The sequence below is a fragment of the Mycobacterium sp. genome, from assembly GCF_019247615.1.
In the GTDB taxonomy this organism is placed as follows: domain Bacteria; phylum Actinomycetota; class Actinomycetes; order Mycobacteriales; family Mycobacteriaceae; genus Mycobacterium.
Genome location: NZ_JAFBAT010000321.1, coordinates 1 through 6,541 on the forward strand (window position 1 = coordinate 1; position 6,541 = coordinate 6,541).

Annotated in this window: 5 protein-coding genes and 2 pseudogenes; 1 reads left to right on the plus strand and 6 read right to left on the minus strand. The window is 64.5% G+C overall.

Annotated elements, in window-relative coordinates:
- From JO059_RS22475 to JO059_RS22500, 6 genes and pseudogenes are all read right to left on the minus strand, one after another.
- Positions 1–576: alpha/beta fold hydrolase (locus JO059_RS22475; protein ID WP_293322887.1), on the minus strand; the 576-nt coding region annotated here is incomplete at its 3' end.
- 180 nt (positions 577–756) lie between these two features.
- A pseudogene (locus JO059_RS22480) lies at positions 757–1,113 on the minus strand (amidohydrolase family protein); the annotation flags it as partial.
- Between the two features lie 2 nt (positions 1,114–1,115).
- Positions 1,116–1,319: pseudogene (locus JO059_RS22485) on the minus strand (class II aldolase/adducin family protein); the annotation flags it as partial.
- Complete coding sequence (locus JO059_RS22490; RefSeq protein WP_293322889.1) at positions 1,306–2,937, minus strand: class I adenylate-forming enzyme family protein; 1,632 nt, start codon at positions 2,935–2,937, stop codon at positions 1,306–1,308. The gene JO059_RS22490 and the pseudogene JO059_RS22485, both read right to left, overlap by 14 nt.
- Positions 2,938–3,067: 130 nt before the next feature.
- Positions 3,068–4,471 (minus strand): acyl-CoA desaturase, encoded by a 1,404-nt coding sequence (locus JO059_RS22495; protein ID WP_293322891.1) that lies wholly within the window; start codon positions 4,469–4,471, stop codon positions 3,068–3,070.
- A gap of 14 nt (positions 4,472–4,485) precedes the next feature.
- Entirely contained in the window at positions 4,486–5,583 is a 1,098-nt protein-coding gene (locus tag JO059_RS22500; RefSeq protein WP_293322893.1) for a ferredoxin reductase, read from the minus strand.
- Positions 5,584–5,807: 224 nt separating this feature from the next.
- On the opposite strand from JO059_RS22500, the gene JO059_RS22505 reads away from it, so the two are divergent.
- Positions 5,808–6,541 (plus strand): DMT family transporter (locus JO059_RS22505; RefSeq protein ID WP_293322895.1); only part of this gene is annotated, 734 nt, incomplete at its 3' end.

Sequence of the window (6,541 nt, forward strand, 5' to 3'; positions counted from 1 at the left end):
GACGAGATTGAACAGCATTCCCGTGGCGCGGGTTCCGAGCAGGCGGCCAAGTCCTCGCTCGGCCAACCGCCCGGCGGCGGTGCCGACCAGGACGAGGCCTTGGGGTTCGACCGGCCGGTCGGCGGCGGCGCGGCTCAGGTAAGCGAGCGCCGTCATGCCGCCCATCGAATGTCCGGCGAGTGTGAGCGGTCCGGTGACGCGCAGCGCGGTCAGGACGTCGGCCAGGTCGGCAGCCAGCCGGTCGATCCGGTATGTGTGCATGTCGGCACCGGTCGATTGCCCGTGGCCGCGGTGGTCGTAGCTGATGATTCGCACCCTGTTGCCCCACCGGCCGACCAGGTACCGCACCTGGGGTGACCAGCTCGACTGGGTCAGGCATAGACCGTGCAGTAGAACAACGGTGTGGTCGCGCGGACCGTCCGAGCCGTAGTCCCGGACCGCCAGCCGCACGCCGTCGCTCGTCACGACCGTGCGCTCGACATAGCCCTCGCGCCGGGCGTCCAATCGCAGCGGAACGGTGGCAGTGGTCGCGCGGTAAGCATTTGTTCCCGTAGTCAGTTCTGGCTGAGTGAACACGATGGACTCCTGCTCGATGTCGGCTTGGTGTCAGCGTCGAGGGAGTCTCGACACCTCGGTGCACTCGAAGTTACGGACCGACAACGGCCGTGGCGCGCTTGTGCGCAATAGCCACGCAACAAGCGATTTTCAGCTTTTGCGCATTGTGCTCAGGGGTGTGCGCCGGCCCTGGGCGACGCCTCAGAATGCGTCGGGATCACGCTGCACCGCGGCCGGCACCGGATGACGGTACAGGCGAGATGCGTTCTCCCAGGTCAATTTACGGGTGACAGCGAAAGGTAGGTCGCGGATTTGTTCGTGGATCTTCTGTTGGGTGTGCGGCCACGTGGAGTCGCAATGGGGATAGTCGGCCTCCAACATGATGTTGTCGACCCCTATCCGGTCGCATTGCACGAACGACGACTTGTCTTCCACCGCACAGAACCAGAAGTTCCGGGTGAGAACCTCTGCGGGGGTGAGACTTTCACCGAGCGCCGCCCAGGTGCCGTACATCGCGTGGTAGCTGAGCATGTGATCGAGGCGATCCAACAAGCCTGCGGTCCCCAAGGATTGACCAGCATGTTCGTGCGACCATCGAGCTGCCAGGTGATGTGGCCAGCCATATTCTCCGCGAAGCCGATGGCGGCCAGGTGGCGGAAGGCCACGGCGAGCGCCTGCTCGTTGGACAGCTCGACCCCGATCGGGGGCACCACCGACGGAGCCCAGACGTCCGGGCCGCCGCGCCGCGGGTCAGGAGCATTCATGGTCGGCCTCCACCCTGATTCGCATATCCTCGCGCAGCTGCCCTTTGGCGACCTTGCCTCCCGATGAGCGGGGAAGTTCATCGACCACGATCAATCGTTCGGGTAGCAGTTCTTTGGAAACACCCTGTGCGAGCAGGTGCTCGATAAGGTCCGGCAGCCCGATGGTCCTCGAATCAGCCAATTCGGCGTAGAGGCAGACCTTTTCACCGAACACCGGATCCGGCATCGCGACCGCCGCTGCTACCGCGATGGCGGGGTGGGTCATCACGGCGTCCTCGACCTGGGCCGCGCTGATGTTCTTGCCGCCGCGCAGGATGAAGTCAGAGGCCCGGCCGGTAACCGTGAGATAGCCGTCCCCGTCGATCTCGCAAAGATCTCCCATTCGCATCCACCCGTCGCGAGTGAACAGCTGCTTGTGGTCGGTGCCGTCGAGGTATCCGAGGCTGGTAGCCGGACCTCGGCAGGCGGGCTGCCCGCGCCCGGTCTCGGTGACGTCCCGGTCTCCATCGAAGAGCCGTATAGCCATTTCCGGAACGACGCGGCCGGCCGTGCGCAGTCGGCGCGGGCGCGAATCGTCGAGCGTCGTCGCGCTGAGCATGCCGGTCTCGTTCGAGCCGTAGAACTGCAGAATTATTGCGCCGGTCAGTTCCTCGAACTCCGCGGCGGGCCGGTAGGGCAGCGCCTCGCCGCCGGCGAACACCACACGCAAAGAGCTCAGGTCGTGATCGCGAACAGCGGGGTCCGCCATCAGCATCGTCAATTGCGTGCTCACACAACACAACACGGTGGCCCTATGGCGCGCGATCGCCTCGCACGCCGCGCTCGCACTGAACCGGTCCAGGATTACCGCGGTGGCGCCGAGATAAATCGGAGTGGTGTGACTGGTCCAGACAGCGAAGCCGAACGGCATCGGTATGACCGGCAAGAACGTGTCGTCCGACGTCAACAAACCGTTGGCAACGGCCTTCCGGTGGAAGTAGTACCAACGGTTTTGCGTATGCACGACGCATTTGGGCAGGCCCGTCGTCCCCGAGGTGGAATTGATGAGAAAGACGTCGTCGGACCCGAGTTGGGCATCTGCGCCCACCGCCCTGGACTCGGTCTGCACGTCGAGTCGCGCACCGCCGTTGTGTTCCAATACCACGATGGGGACCGGATGTTCGTCGGCCACCGTCGACGCCGTCCGCCTGGCGGCAGAGCCGCGTTGCTCATCGCAGATCAGCAACTTCGGCCGCGAGCCGCGCAATATCGCAGCGGCCTCCCGCGTCCCGGCACGCGCGCCGATACCGACGACGACGGCGCCGCACCGTTCGATCGCAACCAACAGCACGTGGATGGCGCTGGAGTCGCCGTGCCACACCGCGACTCGATCGCCGCGAACGATGCCGGCGCCGGCCAGCTGCCCCGCCAAATATCTTGCGGTTTCATCGAATTGGCGCCAATTCAGCGACATTCCGGGGTGGTCGACATAGGCGGGGCGCTCCGGTGACTGTTCGGCGTTACGGCGCACCGCATCCGAGAGTGTCGCGTCGGACCACCAGCCGGCCGCGCGGAACCGGGCGGAGTCCTCGTCGGTGAATGCCGGCGAGCCCACGGTATCCAGCCGACCGGCGCTCATCATCAAATGATAGGAAACCGCCCGGGGACGCACCCCGCCGCCATTCGCCGAGCCGGTTAATTTGGCAGGCCCCTACCCGCACTTCTCCTACGAAATTTCAGTCCGAGTGCGTCGCACGCCGGAAGGGCGGTCAGTCGTTGCCCCGGGGCGGCGGCTGCACCTCGACGCCGGTCGACTCATGCTCCGGGCCCGCGGCCGGGTGCTCGGCCGGCACGCGCTCACGGAATCGACTCGCCTCGCCCTGGCCTTGTGGCGCCGGACGTCCACCCTCATTGTGGTAGGGGCCGGGCTTTGGCCTGGGCTTCCCGCCCGGGAAGGCCAATCGAAAGATGCTGCGATGCACCATGAACCACTGCTTGGAAAACCGTCCGCTGTTATATGGCAGCTCGTAGCGTTCGCAGATGTCCTTGATCCGCGGTGCAATCTCCGAGTATCGGCTGCTGGGCATGTCGGGATAAAGGTGGTGCTCAACCTGATAGCCGAGGTTGCCGCTGATGACGTGAAACAGGGGGCTGCCCTCGATGTTGGCGGCGCCGACCAGCTGCCGCAAGTACCATTCGCCACGCGTCTCGTTCTCGACCTCGTCCTGGGTGAACGTGTAGGTCTGGTCGGGAAAGTGGCCGCAGAAGATGATGGCATGCGACCACACGTTGCGGATGACGTTGGCCAGGGCGTCGGCGGCCAGGGTGCGCAGGTAAGTGCTTTCCACACCGGGCAACACCTTGTCGAGGAAGGTTGCCGCGGTGCCCATCCGTCCCTTGCTCGAAATCCGTCGAAGCCGCCTTGCGATACGTGACTCCGCCGGTTGCTCGAGCCGGCCCCGTAAAGCCAGTTGCACAAGCGCGAACGCGCCCGCACTGATGATCGGCCAGCCGAGGTAGTCCTTGAAGAGTTGCGAACGTGCCTTGCGGCCAATTCCTTTCAGGTCCTTGCGCACCTCCGACCACGGTTTCTTACCCGCGCGGACGGCCTCGATATCCATGTCGTGAACGGCGACGCCCCACTCGAACAACAGCGTGAGCAACAGGTTGTAGAGCGGTTGCCCGAGATAGCGGGGGTGCCACTTCTGGTTGGGATCGATCCGCATGATCTCGTAGCCGAGATCCTTGTCCTTGCCGAGGATGTTGGTGAATGTGTGGTGGATGTAGTTGTGCGAGTGCTTCCACGCCTCCTTCGTGGAGGCGGTGTCCCAGTCCCATACCGACGAGTGAATGTCGGGATCGTTCATCCAATCCCATTGGCCGTGCATGACGTTGTGGCCGATCTCCATGTTCTCCAGGATCTTGGCCATGCCCAGAAGCGCGGTGCCCAGCACCCACGCGGTCCTAGATCGCGACGCCAGGAGCAGCACCCGCCCGGCCACCACGATCTGGCGCTGCGTGGTGATGACCGTCTTGATGTAGCGGCGATCGCGCTCACCGAGGTCGGCGAAGACCTCGTCGTGAATCGCGTCGAGTTCCTTGGCGAGCTTTTCCCGTTGCTGCTCGTCTAGATGCGCGAACGGGCTCTTCGGGCGTTGCAGCGTAGCAGTCACTACGGCTCCTTTCGTCACAATTGAACTTCAACGTCGCCTTCGGCGGTGTTGATGCAGATGCGTACGTCCTGCTCGGTGGGTTCGATGACGTCGCCCGAACGCAGGTCACGCAGCTTGCCCGACCTGAGAGTCCCGACGCAGGTATGGCAGATGCCGATGCGACAGCCGTAGGCGAGGTTCAGACCGGCCTTCTCCCCCGCCTCGAGGATCGATGTGCCGCCGTCACATTCGACGGTCTTCTCGCTGTCGAGGAAGCGGATGCTTCCGCCCTGGCCGGTAGCGCCGTCGCCGCCGATCTTGGGCTGGAACCGTTCCATGTGCAGGCGATCGCAGTCGCCGTTGTTCTTCCAGTGCTCGACAAGGGCGTCCAGCATTTCGCCCGGCCCCGAACAGAATGCCTCGCGTTCGCGCCAGTCCGGGCACACCTCGTCCAGATCGCTTGGCGAGAACCGACCCCGCTCGGATGTCAGGCGCAAGTCGAGCCGCATCCCGTCGTGTCGGTTCGCGAGGTCCTCGAGGACTGCCAAGAACATGACCTGCTCGCGGGTCCGGGCCGAATGGATGACCACCACGTCGCCCAGCTCACTGCGATGATCGAGGCTACGAAGCATGCTGATGATCGGCGTGATGCCGCTGCCCGCGCTGATGAACAGCATCTTGGACGGCAGCTGTTCCGGCAGGGTGAACACGCCCTCGATTTCGCCGAGTCGCACCAGGTCGCCCGGCTGGATCTTCCGCACCAGATACGGCGACACCACGCCACTGTCGACCTTCTTGGGCGTCACACTGATCAGGCCGTCCCCGGGAGACGGGTCCGAGGTCAGCGAGTAGGCCCGCCAGTGGTAGACGCCGTCGATCACCACGCCGAGCCGCACATACTGGCCGGGTTTGTGGCCCGGCCACTCATAGCCTGGCCGGATGAGAATGCTGGCCGCTTCCGAGCCCTGCGGGTCTATGCGCTCGACCTTCCCGCGCAACTCCTTGGTGGTCCAGAGCGGATTGATCATCTCGAGGTAGTCGTCCGGCTGCAACGGACTGAACAATCGTCGCACCGCTCGCAGAAACCACCGACGTCCGCGCGGAACGTTGGGTTGGGCGCCGCGCTCAGCCATAGCTTCTATAGTACACACTCGTACACTGAAATAAACCTATCGGCAGCATCTTAATATGTGCGACAAAGTAAGTTCGAGATCGAATGCTCTACAAGATTAGAGAATGATCGTTCACTGATCTGGATACGGGTGTCGACAGGAGTGTGTTACGCATCACGCCGCAGTGCGGGCATGCCCATTCTTCGAGGGGCGCAAACGTGCAACGGCCCGGCTATCGTCTGTGTGTGCTGATCGGATTCGTGCTCGCGTTGGGTTGCTCGGTGTGTTACGGCACGGCCTCGGTAATGCAGGCAGTCGCGACGCGATCGGTGGAACCTGCCAGCAAGTCGGGTGTCGATCCCGTACTCCTGATGCGCGCGGTCCGGCAGTGGCGCTACCTCGCCGGCATCGGCCTCGACGCCCTGGGTTTTCTGCTTCAGGTGATAGCCCTGCGCTTGGTGCCGATTTACGTGGTCGCAGCTGCGCTGGCCGCCTCGATCGCGGTCACGGGCGTCGTGTCCGCGTGGGTGTTGTCGGCGCGCTTGTCGCGAGCCGAGTGGGCGGCCGTGGGAGTGGTCTGCATGAGCCTTGCGGTCCTCGCCTGCGCGGCTGGGCCGGGGCACTTTCGTCATGCTCCGCCCGGCCTCGGCTGGGCGCTGATCGGGGTGGTCGCCGCAATATTCATCGCCGGTGCCGCGGCGGGCCGGTTGCCCGATCGCGAGCGCGCGCTCGCCCTCGGGCTGGGCGCCGGGAGCGGGTTCGGTGTCGTGGAGATCAGTGTGCGCCTGATAGACGTCATCGATCCGACCAAAGCCGCCTTCTACACCAACCCCGCTCTGTATGCGGCCGCCGGCGGCGGGGCCGCAGGATTTCTCTTGCTGACATCCGCGTTGCACCGCGGATCGGTGACCACGACAGTGGCCGCGATGGTTGTCGGCGAAACGATCGCGCCGGCCATCGTCGGCGTGGTGTGGCTGGG

Bases quoted from the DNA above. Each gene is read 5' to 3' on its own strand.
- JO059_RS22490 (WP_293322889.1), bottom strand. From the start codon at position 2,937: ATGAGCGCCGGTCGGCTGGATACCGTGGGCTCGCCGGCATTCACCGAC.
- JO059_RS22500 (WP_293322893.1), bottom strand. From the start codon at position 5,583: ATGGCTGAGCGCGGCGCCCAACCCAACGTTCCGCGCGGACGTCGGTGG.